The 16,315-nt window shown below is 73.2% G+C and carries 12 protein-coding genes; 9 read left to right on the forward strand and 3 right to left on the reverse strand.

Annotation, left to right across the window (positions count from 1 at the left end; translation table 11 throughout):
- Positions 1-7 precede the first annotated feature (7 nt).
- Both ACFHPP_RS18720 and ACFHPP_RS18725 read right to left on the reverse strand, forming a co-directional pair.
- Positions 8-976, reverse strand: coding sequence for an FkbM family methyltransferase (locus ACFHPP_RS18720; protein WP_437164747.1), 969 nt, complete (start codon positions 974-976; stop codon positions 8-10).
- Entirely contained in the window at positions 973-2,004 is a 1,032-nt protein-coding gene (locus tag ACFHPP_RS18725) for a glycosyltransferase (RefSeq protein WP_437164748.1), read from the reverse strand. The genes ACFHPP_RS18720 and ACFHPP_RS18725 overlap by 4 nt, the downstream gene beginning before the upstream one ends.
- Before the next feature lie 234 nt (positions 2,005-2,238).
- Here ACFHPP_RS18725 and ACFHPP_RS18730 point away from each other — a divergent pair, with 234 nt between their 5' ends.
- The 3 genes from ACFHPP_RS18730 (at position 2,239) to ACFHPP_RS18740 (ending at position 6,961) form a co-directional block, all read left to right on the forward strand.
- Entirely contained in the window at positions 2,239-3,333 is a 1,095-nt protein-coding gene (locus ACFHPP_RS18730; protein ID WP_437164749.1) for an NAD-dependent epimerase/dehydratase family protein, read from the forward strand.
- Between the two features lie 190 nt (positions 3,334-3,523).
- Positions 3,524-5,431: an asparagine synthase (glutamine-hydrolyzing) gene (gene asnB, locus ACFHPP_RS18735; RefSeq protein WP_437164750.1), complete on the forward strand. Its 1,908-nt coding sequence runs from the start codon at positions 3,524-3,526 to the stop codon at positions 5,429-5,431.
- Between the two features lie 3 nt (positions 5,432-5,434).
- Complete coding sequence (locus ACFHPP_RS18740; RefSeq protein ID WP_437164751.1) at positions 5,435-6,961, forward strand: oligosaccharide flippase family protein; 1,527 nt, start codon at positions 5,435-5,437, stop codon at positions 6,959-6,961.
- Between the two features lie 20 nt (positions 6,962-6,981).
- Here ACFHPP_RS18740 and ACFHPP_RS18745 read toward each other — a convergent pair whose 3' ends face one another.
- Positions 6,982-8,073: a GNAT family N-acetyltransferase gene (locus ACFHPP_RS18745; RefSeq protein WP_437164752.1), complete on the reverse strand. Its 1,092-nt coding sequence runs from the start codon at positions 8,071-8,073 to the stop codon at positions 6,982-6,984.
- A gap of 47 nt (positions 8,074-8,120) precedes the next feature.
- Between ACFHPP_RS18745 and ACFHPP_RS18750 the strand changes: the two genes are divergently transcribed.
- The 6 genes from ACFHPP_RS18750 (at position 8,121) to ACFHPP_RS18775 (ending at position 16,018) form a co-directional block, all read left to right on the forward strand.
- Positions 8,121-10,394 (forward strand): glycosyltransferase, encoded by a 2,274-nt coding sequence (locus ACFHPP_RS18750; RefSeq protein WP_437164753.1) that lies wholly within the window; start codon positions 8,121-8,123, stop codon positions 10,392-10,394.
- The gene (locus ACFHPP_RS18755; RefSeq protein ID WP_437164754.1) at positions 10,391-11,137 is read left to right on the forward strand and encodes a YdcF family protein; all 747 of its coding nucleotides are present in this window, start codon (positions 10,391-10,393) and stop codon (positions 11,135-11,137) included. The genes ACFHPP_RS18750 and ACFHPP_RS18755 overlap by 4 nt, the downstream gene beginning before the upstream one ends.
- A 293-nt stretch (positions 11,138-11,430) precedes the next feature.
- The gene (locus ACFHPP_RS18760) at positions 11,431-12,555 is read left to right on the forward strand and encodes a GNAT family N-acetyltransferase (RefSeq protein WP_437164755.1); all 1,125 of its coding nucleotides are present in this window, start codon (positions 11,431-11,433) and stop codon (positions 12,553-12,555) included.
- Positions 12,552-13,736 (forward strand): glycosyltransferase family 4 protein, encoded by a 1,185-nt coding sequence (locus ACFHPP_RS18765; RefSeq protein WP_437164756.1) that lies wholly within the window; start codon positions 12,552-12,554, stop codon positions 13,734-13,736. The genes ACFHPP_RS18760 and ACFHPP_RS18765 overlap by 4 nt, the downstream gene beginning before the upstream one ends.
- Positions 13,733-14,947, forward strand: coding sequence for a glycosyltransferase (locus tag ACFHPP_RS18770; RefSeq protein ID WP_437164757.1), 1,215 nt, complete (start codon positions 13,733-13,735; stop codon positions 14,945-14,947). Before ACFHPP_RS18765 ends, ACFHPP_RS18770 begins: the two co-directional genes overlap by 4 nt.
- A gap of 27 nt (positions 14,948-14,974) precedes the next feature.
- Positions 14,975-16,018 (forward strand): methyltransferase domain-containing protein, encoded by a 1,044-nt coding sequence (locus tag ACFHPP_RS18775; RefSeq protein WP_437164758.1) that lies wholly within the window; start codon positions 14,975-14,977, stop codon positions 16,016-16,018.
- Positions 16,019-16,315 lie beyond the last annotated feature (297 nt).

Raw genomic sequence — 16,315 nt, forward strand, 5'->3', positions numbered from 1 at the left:
GCAGCAATCAAGCCGCCCGGCGGAACACCAGGTCGACCAGCTCGCCCGGCCGCCGGTCGAAGGGCCGGGCCCGGGTGGCGACCGGGGCGATGTAGAAGCGGGTGTCGTAGCGGTTGGCGATCTCGAAGGCGGTGAAGCCGGCTTCCGCGAACATCGCCAGAAGCGCATCCATCGAGCCGCCGAAGCGCGCCAGTGCCGCCGGGTTCAGCTCCAGCAGGATTTCCGCATCCGGCCGCAGCCGCGGCAGCAGCGGCGCCAGGCCGCGCAGCACCAGCCATTCGGCGCCCTCGACGTCGATCTTGATGAGGCGTGCTGCGAGCAACTCCGCCTCCGGCACGATCTGGCCAAGCGGCCGGCCTTCCACCACCGCCTCACGCACCGCGCCGAGGCGGGTGGCCTCCGACGGCACGATGGTGGTGCCGCCGAGGTTGCTGGCATCGTGCAGGAAGACGGTGACCGGGCCGGGCGCGTCCGTCGCCGCCATGTTGTAGGTGCGGATGTTCCAGGCGGCATTCGCCTCGATGTTCCGGCACAGGCGGTCGTGGATGAAGGGCGAGGCTTCCACGGCATGCACGCGGCCATGCGGGCCGACCAGGTGCGCGGCGAGCAGGGCATGCGCGCCGACATTGGCACCGACATCCACCACCACGTCGCCCGGCTTCAGCGCGGCACGGTACAGCGCCGTGATCCCCGGCTCCCACACGCCGAAGAAATACAGGTAGCCCTGCATCAGGTCCGGCAGGTTGCCCGCCAGCCGGGCGCCGAAACGGGTGCGGGCGACCAGGTCCATCGGCCGCCACAGGATGTAGGGCCGCACCAGGCGGTTCCACAGCAGCGCCTTGCCGAAGCCGAAGGGCACGCCGCGGAAGTACAGCATCAGGCCGAAGCACAGCGCCCGCAGCACGGCGTCCTTCGCACGCGCGCCGCGCGGCGTGGCCATGGCTGGTGTCGAAAGATGTTCGCGTGTCGTGCTCACGAGGCCTTCCGCAGGTCGTCCGGCTGGGTGTCCTGTTGCGGGGCGCGCACCACGAAGCCCTCGGCCTTGCTGTAGCGCCCGGGATCGATGCGCCCGCTGCCGGTCCACAGGCGCAGGAACAGGCCGAGTTCGCCGACCTCGCGCGGGTCCAGCATCCAGGCGCGCAGCGCCAGGGCCAGCGCCGGCATCCGGCGTCCGGCCAGCAGGTTGTTCACCGCCAGCCCCTTGGTGGCGCTGTAGCGCGCCCAGTGGATCTCGCGCCGGAAATCCCGCAGCAGCGGGTCGCGTGCCGCCGCCGCGTACTGGCGCAGGGACGCCGCGCGCAGGCGGGCGGCGCTCGAGGTCAGGCTCGGCCGGCCGCGGCGCCAGGCGTAGCCCGGGGTTGCCAGGTAGTGCAGCGGCGTCACCGTGGACAGCCGCGCCATCAGGTTCTGGTCCTCCCCATAGACCAGGCCCTCGGCGAAGCCGCCGATGCGCTGGAGCAGCGCGCGGCGGGCCAGCATGGCGCCCAGGTGCATCCAGAAATTGCCGAGCATGAGCCCTGTCAGTGGTGGGCCGGCGTGGCGGCGCAGCCCGGGGCCAAGCTCCGCGCCCGTTGCCGCCGGCAGCATCGGGGCTGCCTCGAGCCCGCCATCCGGGTTCAGCCAGGCATGTGCGCTGCCGATCCAGCCGGCATCGGGATGCGCCGTGGCGACGCCGTGCAACCGGTCCAACTGCCCCGGCAGCCACAGGTCGTCGGCATCGAGGAATCCGACCCACTCCCCGATCGCCACGCTGAGGCCGAGGTTGCGGGCGCTGGCCGGGCCGCGGTTGCGCGGGCTGCGCAGCAGCAGCACCCGCCGGTCCGCCTCCGCCAGCGCCGCCAGGGCCGCCCGGGTCGCCGCGGAGGGCGAGGCATCGTCCACCAGGATCAGCTGCGCGACGCCCTCCGCGGATGCGGCGGAGGTGGCGGACAGAACCGAATGGGCGGCCGCGCGTAGAAGCTCCGGCGGCGTGTCGTAGACCGGGCAGACCAGGCTGATCCGCATCGCAGGGTCCTTTCCCCAAGATACACAACCGGCAGCATCGGCCAATTCGAGGTTTTGGACAGTCAAAACGCGATCAAATTTAATACATGAGAAAAGATCAACCAGGATTTACGTTGAACGTAAATCATCTGAATAGATTGCAGCTTATCAAGAACATGCGAACCAATAATTCGACCGGTCTCTTTGTCCTGGAATTAGGGTATTGGTGCCGCAAGGAAACAGAGCGGTAAATCGGTGGCAACATTTCTCGTGACGGGTGGCTGCGGCTTCATCGGATCGCATCTCTGCGCGGCGTTGCTCGCGCGTGGCGATCGGGTGCGGGTGCTGGACGACCTCTCCACCGGCTCGCGCGCCAACCTGGCGCGCGGGGCGACGCTGATGGTCGGCAAGGTGGAGGATCCCGCGATGGTGCGGGATGCCATGGCGGGCGTGGACGGCGTGTTCCACCTGGCCGCCATCGCCTCCGTCGCGCGCTGCACGGAAGCCTGGCTCGACACCCACCGCATCAACCTGTCCGCCACCATCGCGGTGCTGGATGCGGCGCGCACCGCATCCCCGAAGGGTGGGCCGGTGCCGGTGGCCTATGCCTCCTCCGCCGCCATCTACGGCAAGCCGGAAAGCTGCCCGCTGGACGAGGATGCGCCGGCGCGGCCGCTCTCCGCCTATGGCGCCGACAAGCTGGGCTGCGAACTGCATGGCCGCGTCGCCGGCCTGGTGCACGGCGTGCCGAATGTCGGGCTGCGCTTCTTCAACGTCTATGGCCCGCGCCAGGACCCGCGCTCGCCCTATTCCGGCGTCATCTCCATCTTCTGCGAGCGCCTGGTGCGCGGGCAGGCGGTGTCCGTTCATGGCGATGGCTTGCAGACGCGCGACTTCGTCTATGTGGCGGATGTGGTGGCGGCGCTGATGGCGGCGCTGCCGGTGGCATCGACGGATGCGCCGGTCTTCAACGTCTGCACCGGCCAGCCGACCACGCTGCTCGACCTGCTGTCCACCATCGGCCGGGTCTGCGACACGGCCCCGCGCATCGCGCATGAGGCGCCGCGGATCGGCGACATCCGCCATTCCGTCGGCTCCGCCCGTCGGTCGCAGGAAGCCCTGCGGCTGCGTGCGCCGGTGACGCTGGAGGCCGGCCTTGCGCAGGTGGTGGCCTGGCTGCGCGCCGGCAGCCCGGCGCTGGTCGGGCTGCGGCCCGCGGCACCGTCCCGCCCGCGCGCGGCTCAGCCCGCGAGCCAGTCCAGGATCGTGGCCAACAGCAGCCAGGAGGCGATGGAAAGACACAGGATCACGGCGATGGAGACGCGCCGGGACCAGCGGACGGGCACCTAGCGGCCTCTGGCTTTCCGGCCCGGCTTCACCTTGTCCCGACGCCCCATTGCACGGTTTCCGTCATCGCCCTTCGCCTGAAGGGTGATCCGGGCGCGAAGGGCTCGCAAGCGCCTTCAATAGGAAAGTCCGGCCGGGCTCGACCGCAGGGTTCGAGCCGGCCGCAGCCCTGATACTCCAGGAGACGCCATCGATGTGTGGCCTGACCGGTCTGTTCCATCCACTCGACCCGGCCATTCCGGATCGCGGCACGCTGACCCGCATGACCGACCTGCTGCGCCATCGCGGGCCGGACGGGGAGGGCTTCCATACCGAGCCGCATCTGGGTCTTGGCCACCGGCGCCTGGCGATCGTGGACCTCGCCGGCGGCGCGCAGCCGATGGCGACGCCGGATGGCAAGGTCGTCATTTCCTTCAACGGCGAGATCTACAACCACGCGGCGCTGCGCACGGCGCTGGAGGCGCTGGGCCACGTCTTCCGTACGCGCTCCGACACGGAATCGATCCTGCTCGGCTGGCGCGCCTGGGGACTTGGGGTGCTGGACCGGCTGGATGGCATGTTCGCCTTCGCGCTGTGGGACCGCGACCGGGGCGAGCTGCTGCTGGCGCGCGACCGGCTTGGGGAGAAGCCGCTGCATTACGCGCGCACCCCCGGCGGCGGCTTCGCCTTTGCCTCCGAACTGGCGCCGCTGCTGGCGCTGCCGGGCGTGGCGCGCGGGATGAACCACGCGGCGCTGGAGGATTTCCTGGCGCTCGGCTACGTGCCGGACCCGCACAGCATGCATATCGGCATCCAGCGCCTGCCGCCGGCGCACGCGCTGGTGCTGCGGCGCGGCGCGGCGGAACCGGCCGCGCTGTACCGCTACTGGCAGCCGCCGACGCGCGCCGCCGCGGCGCCGGCCGATGCGGCGGGTGAGATGACGCGGCGGCTGGATGCGGCGGTGCGGGCGCGGCTGATGGCGGACGTGCCGCTCGGCAGCTTCCTGTCCGGCGGGCTCGATTCCGGTGCGGTGACCGCGCTGGCGGCGCAGGCCCACAAGGGCATCGCCAGCTTCACCATCGGCTTCGAGGGCGCCGAGGATGAAAGCGCCATCGCCGCGATGGTGGCCGAACGCTACGGCACCGAGCACCGCACGCAATCCGCCACCGCCGACTACCTCGCCGCCGCGCGCGGCCAGGCGGCGATCTTCGGCGAGCCCTTCGGCGACCATTCCGCGGTGCCGACGCTGGCCGTCTGCACCCTGGCGCGCAAGCACGTGACCGTGGCGCTGTCCGGCGATGGCGGCGACGAGGTCTTCGCGGGCTACCGCCGCTACCGCTTCCACAAGCTGTCGGAAGGCGTGCGGCGGATGCTGCCGGCCGGCGTCCGGCGCCAGGTGATCGGGCGGCTGGCCGCGGCCTATCCGGCGATGGCACGCGCGCCGCGGTGGCTGCGCGCGCGCAACACGCTGACGGAGCTGAGCCTGGACAGCGCGCTGGGCTACTACCGCACGGTCTGCAAGCTGCACCACGAGAGGCGGCGCGGCCTGTATGCGGCCGGGGTGCGCACCACGCTGGACGGCTACGATCCCTCCGACCGCTTCATCGGCCTGATGGCGGAATGCGACCCGGAGGATTCGCTGCTGCAGGCGCAGTATGCCGACCTGCACACCTACCTGCCCGGCGACATCCTGACCAAGCTGGACCGCACCAGCATGGCCGTGTCGCTCGAGGTCCGGCCGCCGCTGCTGGCGCATCCGATGGTCGAATGGGGCATGGCGCTGCCGGCGCACCTGAAGCTGCAAGGCGGTGTCGGCAAGCAGATCCTGCGCCAGGCGATGGCGCCGATGTTGCCGGACGAAGTCCTCTCCGGGCCGAAGCGCGGCTTCGCCCAGGGCATCGCCGGCCAGTTCCGCGAACGGGCGGAGGTGGTGCGTGCGCGGCTGGGCGGGGAGGCGATGCTGGACAGCGGGTTGTTCGATGCCGTCGCGCTGCACCGGCTGGTGGACGAGCATGAATCCGGCCGCGCCGACCATGCCCAGCCGATCTGGCAGTTGCTGGTGCTGGAGGGTTTTCTCCGCGGAGAATCGGCACCTGCCGAGGCCGAGATGGCGCAGGCCTGACCGATGGCGGAGGAGGAGACGGGCAGCATCCTGGCGCGCACCGCGCGCGGTGCCTTCTGGGTGGTGGCCTGGCGGATGATGACGCGGCTGATCGGGCTGGTCAGCACGCTGATCCTGGTGCGGCTGCTGGCGCCGGAGGATTTCGGCCTGATCGCGCTGGCCACCTCCTTCGCCGTGGCGCTGGAGGCCTGCCTGGTGCTGGGCGTGGAGGACCAGATCGTCCGCGCCAAGGCGCCGAGCCGCGCCATGTACGACACCGGCTTCACCCTGAACCTGCTGCGCGGCCTGCTGGTGGGCGTGCTGGTGGCCCTGGTCGCGGAGCCGGCTGGGCGCTTCTTCGGCGATGCGCGCCTGGAGCCGGTGCTGTGGGCGCTGGCGGGCTCCGCCGTGCTCAGCGGGCTGGCGAATATCGGCGTGGTGGATTTCCGGCGGAACCTGCGCTTCGAGAAGGAATTCGCGCTCAACCTGTATCCGCGCCTGGCCGGCGTGGTGGTGACGGTGGGGCTGGCCTTCGTGGTGCGCAGCCACTGGGCGCTGGTCGCGGGCATCCTGGTCACCCGCCTCGGCGTGGTCGGCATGGGCTATGCGATGCACCCGTTCCGGCCGCGCCTGACGCTGTCCGCGTGGCGCGACCTGGTGGGCGTCTCGGCCTGGGCCTGGGCGCTGAGCTTCACCGCCATGGTGAAGGACCGCTCGGAGAGCCTGGTGATCGGCCGGCTGCTCGGCCCGACCTCCGTCGGCCACTACGCCGTGGGCGCGGAGGTCGCGACGCTGCCAACCACCGAACTGGTGGACCCGATCTGCCGCGCCTGCATGCCCGGCTTCGCCGCCAGCCGGCGGACCGATGAGGAGGGCGGGCGGCAGAACTACCTGCGCATCCTGGCGCTGCTGGCGCTGCTGACGCTGCCGGCGGGCATCGGCATCTCGGCGGTGGCCGGGCCGGTGGTGGCGCTGGGCTTCGGGCAGGCCTGGCTGGAGGCGGTGCCGGTGGTGGTGGTGATCGGCCTGTCCAGCACGCTGGTGCTGTTCGGCAATGTCAGCGGCGCCATGCTGAACGCGCATCAGCGCCTCGGCACGCTGCTCGCCATCACGCTGGCGGCGGGCGTGCTGCGCATCGGCCTGCTGGTGATGCTGATCCCGGCCTACGGGCTGACCGGCGCGGCGCTGGCGGTCGGTGCGTCGCTGCTCGCGGAGCATGTGGTGCTGGTGGCGCGCACGCTGGGGCTGCTGCGGATGAACCCGATGCGGCTGCTGGCCCGGCTGTGGCGGCCGGCGTTCGCCTCCGCCGCCATGGCCGCGCTGCTGTGGCAGTCCGGCCTCGGCTGGGCCGCGGCGCCGGCGGGGGCGGGGCCCGCCGCCGGGCTGCTGCTGGCCGGCATGGGCCTTGGCGGCGCGAGCTATGCCGTGGTGCTGGTCGCGCTGTGGGCGGTCTCCGGCCGGCCGGATGGGGCGGAGGCGGACCTGCTCGGCCTGCTGCGCCGGGTGCTCGGGCGGCTCACGGTGCTGCGCCCGGCGGGCAGCGGCGCATGAGCAGCGTAGGGGGTCCTGCGTCAGTCGGCGCTGTCAGGCCCGGCTGCGCCGCTCCCGGGTCGTCGGAGCGCTGGCGCATGCCTCCGCAGCCATTGCCGCGCCCGCGCGGCGACACCGAGTGCCGACCAGCGCGGCACCTGCTCCGCCCAGAACAGCGCTGCGCTGCGGTTGGCGAGGCTCCGCTTGTAGCGGTCGGCGCCGCCGAGGAAATCGTAGACGGCGTCGCCGTTCTGCACGCCGCGGGCGATCGCCAGCGCATGGCAGCTCATGCCCGGCTTGGCGTGGGGCGCATCCGCCGGGGCGAAGCCGCTCTGGTAGGCATAGGCCCGATTGCCCGCCCGGAAATTGTAAAGCACGCCGACGGTCTCGGCGCCGGCGCGCAGCTCCAGCAGGTCCAGCTCGCCGCGCGGCTGCGCGCGCCGCACCAGCTCCGCATGGAAGCGGCGCACCCAAGGGTCGGCGAAGGCGCCGGGCTTGCCGCGGGCCTTCCAGCTGGCCTCGTGCAGCGCGATCAGGCGGGCCAGCATGGCCTGTGCCTCCGCCTCCGTCCCGGCGCGGTGCAGCCGCATTTCGCCCAGGCGGGCATAGTGGCGGTGGGAGCGGCGGATCTGCTGGCGGGTGTTGGCGCTGAGGCCCTGCAGATGGTCGCCGCCGGCCTCCCGGATCGCGGCGAGGTCGATGAACGGGGCCTGGCGTTCCTGGCACCGCAGCGTCACGCCCGGCGCGGCCGCCAGCACCTCCGCCGGCACGCCGCCCAGCACCAGGCGTCGTACGCCCGGCAATCCGGCGGCGGCGCGCAGCAGCGCGGCGGTCAGCCCCGCATCGGCCAACACCAGCGGGCCGTTGTGCTCGACGAAGGGCGCATCGCGCACCGGATCGCCGCTCTCGCCCAGGCACAGCCGGCCATCCGCCAGGTTGAACAGCGCGAGGCCGGCCAGCCGTCCGTCCACCTCCGCCCGCAGCAGAACCGCATCCGGAAAGCGTTCCGCGGCCAGGCAGCCGACCCAGGTCCAGCTTCGGAAGAAGGGCCGCCACGGCAGCGTGGCCTCCAGCCCGCGCCATTCGCTGCCGAGCGTATCGAAGTCCGGCCGGCGGATGATGTCGATCCTCACGTTGCACATGCAGCGCGAAGCGTCCGCCCCGCGCAAGGGACCGCACCATGAACAGCCCCGTTCCGTCGCGCCGTGGGCGCGTATTGCATGTGCTGAAATACTACCGCCCGGTCTTTACCGGCGAAGGCGTGTTCCTGGAACGCAGCAGCGCCGTGATGCAGGAAATCGCGCCCGGCGTGGCGCACGACCTGCTGGTGACGCACACGCCGCGCCCGGCGGAGCCGGTGCCGGTCTCGACGCTGGAGCGCGTGATCTACCTGTCGGCGCGGCCGCTCGGCACCGTGCGACGCCAGGCGGCGATGGCGGCGTGGTTCATCGCCAACCTGCACCGCTACGACACGGTGCATTTCCGCACCCATGCCGATTGGTACTTCCTCAGCTACATGCTGGCACGCCTGGCGCGGCGGCGGCTGGTGATCTCGGCGACGCTGGACGACAGCGTGCCGGCGCTGGTCAACCAGTACCGGCCGAGCCTGCGGCCCTGGGCGCGGCGCGGCTTCAAGCTGTTCGAGGGCTTCGTCAGCATCAGCCCGAAGCTGGACCAGGAAACCCGCACGGTCGCCGACCCGGCGCGCTGCCACCTGATCCCCTGCGGCGTCACCATCCCCGCCACGGCGCCCGATGCCCGGGCGCGGCTGCGCGGCGAACTGGGTCTCGGCGCGGCGGACCTGGTGCTGCTGTTCGTCGGCGGCCTCGGCGCGCGGAAGGACCCGCTGTTCCTGGTGCGCGCCCTGCCGCGCATCCTGGCGGCGCGGCCCGACACGCGGCTGGTGCTGGTGGGGCCGGAGCTGGAAGCCGACCATGTCGCCGCCATCCACCAGGCGATCGCCGAGCTGCACCTGGACGGCCACGTCATCCTGGCCGGGGAGCAGCGCGACCCGCATCCCTATTTCGAGGCGGCGGACATCCTGACCTTCGCCTCCCGCCTCGAGGGCTTCGGCACCGTGGTGCCGGAGGCGATGGGCCACGGCCTGCCCGTGGTGGTGCGCCACCTGCCGGGGGTGAACGACAGCTTCGTGCTGGAGGACGAGACCGGCTTCCTGTTCGATGGGGAGGATGGCTACGTCGCCGCCGTCACCCGCCTGGCGCTGGATGCGGCGCTGCGCGCGCGGCTCGGCGCCGAGGGCCGACGCCTGGCCCGTGCCCGCTTCGGCATGCGCGGCGTCGCCGACCGCTATCTGTCCGTCTACGGCCTGCCGGCGGCACCGGCGGCGCCGGAGGAAACGCGGCTGGGCAACGATGCCTCGGTCTTCGACCGGCGCTTCCACACGCCCGTCCGCGCCCAGGACCCGTCGCCGCTGCTGGTCACCATGGTGGATGCCGAGGAAGCCTTCGACTGGTCCGGCCCGTTCCGCCGCGATGCGCCGGACGTCACCTCGATGGCCGCGCAGGTGCTGGCGCACCGGGTGTTCGAGCGCCACGGCGTGGTGCCGCTGTACCTGGTGGACCATCCGGTTGCGACGCAGGATGCCGGGCGGGCGCCGCTGCGCGAACTGCTGCGGTCCGGCGCCTGCGAGATCGGCGCGCAGATGCACCCCTGGGTGACGCCGCCCTTCGACGAGGCACTGTGCGAGCACAACAGCTATGCCGGCAACCTGCCGGTGGAGCTGGAACTGGCCAAGGCCCGCGCGCTGACCGAGACGCTGGCGGAGACCTTCGGGGAGATGCCGCGCATCTACCGCACCGGCCGCTTCGGCGCCGGGCCGCGCACCGCGGACATACTGAAGTCGCTGGGCTACCTGGCCGACAGCAGCGTGACGCCCTACTGGCCGGCGCAGGGCGTGCCCGGCGGGCCGGGCGGCAACTGGGCGTTCTCCTCGCAGCCCTACTGGGTGGACCGCCAGCGCAGCCTGCTGGAGATCCCGGTCTCCGCCGCGCTGGTCGGGCGGCTGGCCGGCGCGCGCAGCACGCGGGCCGCGCCGCTGCTGTTCGGCCGCATCGGGCACCGGCTGCGCATGGGCGGCGCGCTGGCGCGGCTGGGCCTGCTGGAGCGCATCCGGCTGAGTCCGGAGGGCATGACCATCCTCGAGGCGAAGCGCCTGGTGCGGTCCATGCTGGCGGCCGGGCACCGCACCTTCGTGCTGACCTACCACTCGCCGTCCCTGGCGCCGGGCAACACGCCCTATGTCCGCAGCGCGGCGGAGCTGGAGGGCTTCCTGCGCTGGCTCGACGAATTCTACGCCTTCTTCCGCGAGGAAGCCGGTGGCCGCTTCGGCAGCTGGCGCGACGTGCGCGGCGTGGCGCCCCAACCCCACTCCCAGTCGCAGGCCGTGCCGGAGGCCGACCGCGCGCCTGCCGCAGTGCCCCTCGCGCTGGCATGATCAGCCTGCAGGCCGCGCTCGGTTCGCTGCTGCTGCCGCCGATCGGGCTGCTGCTGGCCGGCCTGCTGGCCGGGCTGGTGGCCTGGCGGCGCAGCCGGGCCGGCTTGCTGGCGGCGCTGGCCGCGGCCGCGGTGATCCTGCTGGCGACGCCGCTGGTGGCGGGGCTGCTCATGGCGGGGCTGCAGCCCGCGGCCGCGGAGGCCACGCCCGCATCGTCTCCGGGCGCCATCATCATCCTCGGCGGCGACGTCTCGCGCGGGCTGCAGGGGCCGGAAGTCGGGCCGCTCACCCTGGAACGCCTGCGCGCCGGGGCGGCGCTGCACCGCGCCACCGGCCTGCCCATCCTGGTCACCGGCGGCCTGCTGCATCCCGACCGGGAAAGCCTGGCGGCGCTGATGGCGCGCAGCCTGCGGGCCGATTTCGGGGTGCCGGCGCGCTGGGTGGAAGCCGAGGCCGCCGACACGCGGGAGAACGCCGATTTCTCCGTCGCGCTGCTGCGCGAGGCCGGCATCACCGGGGCCCTGCTGGTGAGCCAGGGCTGGCACCTGCCCCGCGCCATGGGCGCCTTCGCCCGCCAGGGCTTCGCGGTGCAGCCGGCACCGGTCCGCCGCATGCCCGCACAACCCTTCGAGCCGCAGGCGCTGGTGCCGCGTGCCGACCACCTGGCCGAAAGCTGGTTCGCCATCCATGAATGGGCCGGGCGCGCCTTCTACGCGCTGCGTGACGGGGTGGCTCCCTCATGAGCGCCTTCGTCGCCGCGCCTTACAACCCGTGCCAGCCTCCGGCGATCCAGGCCGTACCGCGTTGGTATCCTAGTGCATTTCGCGTGGCGCGCGGCTTGCTTGGAGGGTGGTTCGCTGGCCGGGATGCGGGCGATGCCGCGGGGGGGCCTGCCGCGCCGCATCCGCATGCCTCGCCACGCAGCGGAGATCGGGTCCATGTGCACGCCTTGCCACGACTGCCTTGCGCCGAGCGCCGGTTCGGTTGGATTGCCATCCTGGGCGCCGCCGCCCGGGCCTGCGATGCCGGGCCGCGCTTGAGCCCCGACGAGACCCGGGCCCTGCCTGCCGCCGGCACGACGCGCCCGCTGCCCGCAGGCGCCTGGCGCGGCCCCCGGGGCCAGACGCCGATGCGCATGGTCGCCCTGCCGCGCCGGCGCCTGCCGGACTGGTGCGACCGCTTCCTGCTGCCGCCGACCGGCGGCGACATCTTCGCCACCCGGCTGTGGTACGACACCACCCTGGCGCATGCGATGCATCCGGGTGCGGAGGCGCTGGTGGGCCTGTGCGGGGCGGAGGTGGCACTGCTGCCGCTGCAACGTGGCCCGCGCGGCGGGCTGCGCAGCCTGACCACGCCCTATTCACTGTCCTGGCGCCCGCTGCCGACCCTGCTGGCCGGCCCCTCCGCGCTCGAATCCGCCGGCGCCAGCCTGGGCGCCTGGCTGCGCCTGCGCGCGCCGGCACGGCTGGAGGCGCTGGCGGAGGACGCACCGGGGCTGGATGCCTGGCTCGACGGCATCGCGCGCGCCGGCATCGCGGTGCAGCGCTACCGCCATTTCGGCAATTGGCACGAACCGCTGGAAGCCGGCGCCGGCTGGGCCGGCTACCTTGCCGCGCGCCCGCCGGCGCTGCGCAGCACCATCCGCCGCAAGCTGGACCGCGCCCGCCGCGACCTGCGCTTCGAGATGCTGCACGTGCCCGGCGCGGAACTGGAGGCCGGGATCGCCGGTTACCTCGATGTGCATGCCCGCAGCTGGAAACCCGCGGAACCTTTCCCCGCCTTCGACCCGGCGCTGATGCGCGCCGCCGCCGCCGCAGGCGTGCTGCGCCTTGGCATCCTGCGCGATGCCGCGGACGGCAAGCCGGTGGCCGCGCAGTACTGGCTGCTGTCCGGCGGCCGCGCCTGGCTGCTGAAGCTGGCGCATGTCGAGACCAGCCGGGCCGCATCCCCCGGCACCGCGCTGACGGCGATGATGATTCGCCACCTGATCGAGGAGGAAGCCGTGCAGTCCCTGGATTTCGGCCGCGGCGACGACCCGTATAAAAGCCTGTGGGTGGCCTCGCGGCGGCAGCGCATCGGCGTGGTGCTGGCGCATCCCTGGCATCCGCTCGGGATGCTGGAGGTGGCGCGGCGCCGCGTCGCCGGGTGGCTCGGCCGATGAGGATCCTCTACAGCCACCGCATCCGCTCCCGCGACGGCCAGGGCGTGCACCTGGACGCCATGGTCGCCTCCCTGCGTGCGGCCGGGCATACGGTGAAGCTGGTCGGCCCCGCGGGCTACGACAGCGCGGAACTGGGCGGCGAAAGCCGCGGCCTGGCGCGGCTGCGGCAGTTGCTGCCGGCCTGGGCGCAGGCGCTGGCCGAGATCGCCTATGCGGTGCCCGCCACCTGGCGGCTGCACCGGGCGGCGAAGGATTTCGCGCCGGACGTGATCTATGAGCGTGCCAACCTGTACCACGTGGCCGGCCGCATCGTGGCGCGGGCCCGCGGCGTGCCGCTGCTGCTGGAGGTAAACGCGCCGCTGGCGGAGGAGCGCGCGCGTTTCGGCGGGCTCGGCCTGCCGCGGATCTCCGCCGCGATCGAACATTTCGCCTGGCGCGGCGCCAGCCGGGTGCTGCCGGTGACGGAGGTGCTGGCCGGCAAGATCGCCGCGGCCGGCGTGCCGGCCGCCCGCCTCACCGTGGTGCCGAACGGCATCCACCCGGAGGAATTCCCGGCGCCCGCCGTCCCGGCGGCGCAGGCCGAGGGTCCGCTGGTGCTCGGCTTCGTCGGCTTCGTGCGGGACTGGCACGGGCTCGACAAGGCGCTGCACGGCATCGCCGCCTGGCGCGGTGCCCGCCCGCTGTCGCTGGTGGTGGTGGGCGACGGCCCGGCGCGGCCGGGGCTGGAGAGGCTCGCCGCCGAACTCGGCATCGCCGACCGCGTGCGCTTCACCGGCCTCGCGGCGCGGGAGGCGGTGCCGGCATTGGTCGCGGGCTTCGACATCGCCCTGCAACCGGCGGCGGTGCCCTACGCCTCGCCGCTGAAGGTCTTCGAATACATGGCCGCCGCGCGCGCCATCGTGGCGCCGGACCAGCCGAACCTGCGGGAGGTGCTGCGGGATGGCGAGACGGCGCTGCTGTTCGACCCCGCCGACCCGGCCGGCTTCTGGGGCGCGGTGGCGCGGCTGGCGCAGGACGCCGGCCTGCGCGTCCGGCTGGGCGATGCGGCGCGGGCCGAGGTGTTCCGCCGCGACCTGACCTGGGACGGCAATGCGCGCCGCGTGGTGGCGATCGCGCAGGCCGAGATCGCGGCGCTGCGCGAGGCCCGGGCGGCGCCGGTCGCCCGCGGGTCGCTGGCATGAGCACGCAGCTCGACCGCACCCTGGATGGCCCGCGGGCCAGCGGCGTGCGGACGGTGCCGGAGCCCGTCAACCGGGTGCTGCCGGAGGGCGATGGCCGTCTGGTGATGCATGTGTTCCCGAGCTTCGCGGTGGGCGGTGCGCAGGTGCGGTTCGCGGCGCTGGCCAACCGGTTCCGGTCGCGCTGGCGGCATGTGGTCGTCTCGCTGGACGGCGACGCGGGCTGCGCGGCGCGGATCGGCCCGAAGGTGCCCTTCGCGCTGCTGGACCCGCCCAGGGGCGGCGGCGGGCCGCTCGTCCATCTGTGGCGCATCCAGGCCCTGCTGCGGCGGCTGCGGCCGGATGTGCTGGTCACCGGCAACTGGGGCAGCATCGACTGGGCGATCGCCGCCCATGCCGTGCCCGGCCTGCGCCACCTGCACATCGAGGACGGCTTCGGGCCGGAGGAAGCCCACACCCAGTTCCGCCGCCGCGTGCTGGCCCGGCGCGTGGCGCTGCGCGGCAGCACGGTGGTTCTGCCATCGCTGACGTTGTTGCGGCTGGCGCGCGACGTCTGGCGGCTGGACCCGGCGCGGCTGCGCTACGTGCCGAACGGGCTGGACCTGAACCGCTTCCGGCCGGATGGACCCGCCGCGGCGCTCAACCTGCCGCCGATCAACCCGGCGCTGGATGGCCCGATCATCGGCACCGTCGCCGCGCTGCGGCCGGAGAAGGCGCTGGACCGGCTGCTGCGCGCCGGCGCGCTGCTGGCCCGGCGGCGCCTCGGCTTCCGCCTGGTGCTGGTGGGCGATGGCCCGGACCGGGCGCGGCTGGAGGCGCTGGCGGCCGAGCTTGGCATCGCGGCGCAGGTCACCTTCGCCGGCCACCAGCCGGACCCCGCCGCCGCCTACCGCGCCTTCGACATCTTCGCCCTGTCCTCCGCCACCGAGCAGATGCCGTTTTCCGTGCTGGAGGCGATGGGAACCGGCCTGCCGGTGGTGGCGACCGATGTCGGCGACGTCGCCGCCATGCTGGCGCCCGAGAACCTGCCCTTCGTGACGCCGCTGGACGATGCGGCCTATGCCGATGCCCTGGCGAGGCTGGTGGAGGATGCCGGCCGCGGCCGTGTCATCGGTGCGGCCAACCGCACCCGGGCCGTGCTGGATTTCAGCGAGGAGACCATGTTCCAGACCTATGCGGCGCTGATCGAGGGCACGAGGCCGGACACCGCCTGATGGACGCCTTCTGATGGATGCCTTCTGATGGATGCCGGCACCGAGGATCCGGGCCGCGCCAGCCTGCGGGGCATCGCCCTGCACTGCCCGCGCGACGGCACCCCGTTGCGAACGGAAACGGCCAGCCTGCGGTGCCCGGTCTGCGGCACGGCCTTCCCGGTGGTGCGCGGAATCCCGGTGCTGATCCATGACGAACGGTCGGTCTTCGCGATCGCCGACTATGCCGGCGCGGACGCCTATACCGGCGCCGCCTATGGCCGCGACGCGGATGCCACGGGTGGCGCGCGGCGGCAGTACCGGCGGCTGATGCGCTGGCTCGGCGATGCGCCCTCCTCCATCCGCCACCCGGATGGCGCCGCGGCGCTGGACTACCTGCGCGCGCTGCTGCCGCGGCCGCGCGTGCTGGTCATCGGATCCGGCGGCCTGCGCATCGGCGGGCCCGGGGATTGCGTGGTGCAGACCGATGTCGCCTTCGCGCCGGAGGTCGATGCCATCGCCGACGGGCACGACCTGCCCTTCCCCGACGGCGCCTTCGACCTGGTGGTGGCGGTGGCGGTGCTGGAACACGTGGCGGACCCGCAGCGCTGCGTCGCCGAGATGTGGCGCGTGCTGGCGCCGGGTGGGCATGTGCATGCGGTGACGCCCTTCCTGCAGCCGGTGCACATGGGCGCCTACGACTTCACCCGCTTCACGCCGATCGGCCACCGCCGCCTGTTCCGGCAGTTCGACGAGGTGGCGGCCGGCATCGCCATGGGCAATGGCAGCGCCGCCGCCTGGGCGCTGCGCGGCGTGCTGCAATCGGCTTCCGGCGCCCGCTGGTGGCAGGCGGCGGCCAGCATCGCGGGCCTGCTCGCGACGCCGCCGCTGCGGCTGCTGGACCGCTGGCTGCGGCACGGCGCGGATGCCGCCGGCGGCTGCTGGTTCTTCGGCCGCCGGCGCGAGGGCGCGCCGGTATCCGACCGCGACCTGGTCCAGGGCTACCGGCAGGGCTTCGGCATCGGTCCCACGGCTTTGCCACGCCCGGGTGTGCCGAAGCAGGCTGCGCCCGAACCGCCACCACCCCCGGCCTGACGAGGAATCCGCCGCGCAGGTTTCCTGCGCGGCGTGGCACCCGCCCGGAGCCTGCCGATCCGGCCGGCGCGCGGCGCAGGGGGGGCGAGGCATTCCATCCTCCGCCCGGCATCGGCATCGTCCGGAAGCCTCAGGATCCTGCCGGCACGACCGTTCGGCAGGACGACCTGTCGCGGGTTGTACCCGCCGATTTGGGCCGGCCGGGGGCGCGGCCATGACTGTGCCACAAACAGGCTGAGAATGCGGCCTTGGGAAGGTACCGCAACCGGCGTGGTTCGTGGTGTCCAGATCAGCCAG

Source organism: Falsiroseomonas sp. E2-1-a20 (assembly GCF_051433195.1).
Taxonomy (GTDB): Bacteria; Pseudomonadota; Alphaproteobacteria; order Acetobacterales; family Acetobacteraceae; genus Falsiroseomonas.

Bases quoted from the DNA above. Each gene is read 5' to 3' on its own strand.
- ACFHPP_RS18740 (WP_437164751.1), top strand. From the start codon at position 5,435: ATGGCGGAGGAGGAGACGGGCAGCATCCTGGCGCGCACCGCGCGCGGT.
- ACFHPP_RS18765 (WP_437164756.1), top strand. From the start codon at position 12,552: ATGAGGATCCTCTACAGCCACCGCATCCGCTCCCGCGACGGCCAGGGC.
- ACFHPP_RS18725 (WP_437164748.1), bottom strand. From the start codon at position 2,004: ATGCGGATCAGCCTGGTCTGCCCGGTCTACGACACGCCGCCGGAGCTT.
- asnB (WP_437164750.1), top strand. From the start codon at position 3,524: ATGTGTGGCCTGACCGGTCTGTTCCATCCACTCGACCCGGCCATTCCG.
- ACFHPP_RS18770 (WP_437164757.1), top strand. From the start codon at position 13,733: ATGAGCACGCAGCTCGACCGCACCCTGGATGGCCCGCGGGCCAGCGGC.
- ACFHPP_RS18750 (WP_437164753.1), top strand. From the start codon at position 8,121: ATGAACAGCCCCGTTCCGTCGCGCCGTGGGCGCGTATTGCATGTGCTG.
- ACFHPP_RS18775 (WP_437164758.1), top strand. From the start codon at position 14,975: ATGGATGCCGGCACCGAGGATCCGGGCCGCGCCAGCCTGCGGGGCATC.
- ACFHPP_RS18755 (WP_437164754.1), top strand. From the start codon at position 10,391: ATGATCAGCCTGCAGGCCGCGCTCGGTTCGCTGCTGCTGCCGCCGATC.